General features: G+C 68.4%; 1 protein-coding gene. It reads right to left on the reverse strand.

Annotated features, from left to right (window positions below; translation table 11 throughout):
- The coding region (locus ACFVT2_RS43295; RefSeq protein ID WP_390027992.1) for a hypothetical protein at positions 1–1,749 on the reverse strand (1,749 nt) is incomplete at its 3' end.
- Positions 1,750–1,777: the final 28 nt, after the last annotated feature.

Here is a 1,777-nt window from a genome sequence, read left to right on the forward strand (position 1 = left end):
GCGCAGCTCCTTGTAGTAGGCCGTGAGGAGCCGGTACGCCTCCTGCTGGTTCTGGTCCTTGGTGAGTTCCGGATTCCACTGGGCGTACGGGGTCTGAATTCGGGTGATCTCTCCTGTGTCCAGAGCGAAGACCATTCGGCCCGCCTTTTTCTGGATGGCAGGCATTTCGGTGCGGGAGCCCATAATGCGCTTCCACTGGTTTTCGGTGTAGCTGCCGAGGAACTTCAGTGGGAAGAGCGGAGAGAGGGAGACTCCGCCGAATTGGTTGTCTTTCAGGTCCTGGAATACAGCGATGATGTGGACGTTCACTTCTCGGCCGAGGCGGAGAATTGATGCGACGTCGCGCCATACAGGATCGGCCGCCGACTCTCCGGTTTTCTTGTCCGCCGAGTGCTGTTCCTTGAGGACGTCTGCGAGGTGGTTCGATTCCTCCAGGAAGACGTAAAGCGGCGGGAAAGCGGTACGGATACCGTTCTTCTTCTCGAAATTCCGGGCGTCGAGAACATCCGCGACCCATTCGAGGCTGGCTCGCATGTCCAGGGGTGCGCGGGGGTTGATGTAGTCGTGAACGCCTTCAATGCCGATGAGCGGCGTCAGAGAGACCATCTTCGGGTCGATGACGACGATGGTTCCGCGCTTCATGAGCATCTGTACGGCGAGCCACTGGAGGAATGCAGACTTTCCACCACCGGACCCGATGGAAAGCGCCCAGGAGTTCTGTTCGTCGGCCATCTTCTGGATGACGGGCCGGTCGAAAGTGTCCTGGCCGAGGTAGAACTCGTCGGGGCCGAGGGCGGCAAGGATCTCCTGGACCTTGGGATCCCAGATGTTCACGGCGGCCGGGGGCTCGGGTGCCGGCGGCGTCGGCTTGGGCGGGGGCTTGTGGGTGTAGACGGCGGTGGCGTGGTCGCCCCGGAAGCTGTAGCGGCCGACCCACTCCCCCGGCAGGCGGGAGTTCATCAGCGCGGTGATGCTCTCCTTCTCCATGTCGGAGCCGCGGAACGTCCAGGGCAGGCGCAGGGCGATGCGGGCGTCGTCGGCGTCCAGGCGGGCAGGGAGCTGGAGCCAGCCCGCGGCTTCCTCCTCATCGGGGAGCTTCAGGTCCTCGCGGAGGACGACCCAGAGGCGGGGGCCATAGACGACGTCGTCGCCGGGCCGGATGGGGGCCATGCGGGGCAGGAGCGCGCCCAGGGCGGCGGTGGCCAGGACCGCGACCAGGACGGCCCAGACGTCCCAGGCCGGGACCAGGGCGAACACCAGGAGGGCCGTCAGGATCACGCGGACGAGGCCCCGGGCGGCGTAGGGCCAGCACGGCCAGTTGCCCAGGATCGGGGCGGTGGTGCGGTACGCGGCGGTCAGGCCACGCCAGACGGCGCGGTCGAGAGCCGAGGCCCGGTCGGCGGCGCGGAAGGTCCAGCGCAGGGCGGCGACGGCCCGGTCGAGGGTGTGCGAGCCCTTGCCGGAGTAGGTCCGGAGCCAGGCGGCAGCCTTGCGGGCCCAGGGGCTCGGCTGGCGGCGGGGCTGCTTCACCAGGCTGATGCGGGGCGGGGCCCAGGCAACGGAGCCCATGGCGGCGGCGTCCTCCTGGTCCTCGCGCTGCACCCGGGTGCCGGCGGACCAGGCCGTCGCGGTCGAGCGGGCGGGGCCCCGGAGCTCCCGGCCGCCGTAGAAGCGGGCGGTGCTGCGGGCGGCACGGTAGAGGAACTTCGCGAGGCTCCAGGCCGCGAGGAACGGGGCCTTCCAGCTCACGTGAACGGTGGGCCGGGCGGTGACGGCG

Origin of the sequence: Streptomyces sp. NPDC058000, from assembly GCF_042886435.1 — a bacterium.
GTDB lineage: Bacteria > Actinomycetota > Actinomycetes > Streptomycetales > Streptomycetaceae > Streptomyces.